At 50.4% G+C, this 244-nt stretch carries 1 rRNA gene; it reads left to right on the forward strand.

Annotated elements, in window-relative coordinates:
- A 23S ribosomal RNA gene (locus tag GTP27_RS23525) occupies positions 1 to 244 on the forward strand; the annotation flags it as partial.

A 244-nucleotide genomic window follows, 5' to 3' on the forward strand; every position in this document is an offset into this window, starting at 1 on the left:
TGATGCGATGGGGGGACGGATCGCGGAAGGTTGTCTGACTGTTGGAATAGTCAGTTTCTGATTCATAGAAGGTGCTTAGGCAAATCCGGGCACATAATTCAAGGGATTGGGACGAGTGAACTTGTTCGCGAAGCAATCGGAAGTGGTTCCAAGAAAAGCCTCTAAGCTTCAGTCATACGAGACCGTACCGCAAACCGACACAGGTGGGCGAGATGAGTATTCTAAGGCGCTTGAGAGAACTCGG

The organism is Duganella qianjiadongensis (assembly GCF_009857915.1).
Lineage (GTDB): Bacteria > Pseudomonadota > Gammaproteobacteria > Burkholderiales > Burkholderiaceae_D > Rugamonas > Rugamonas qianjiadongensis.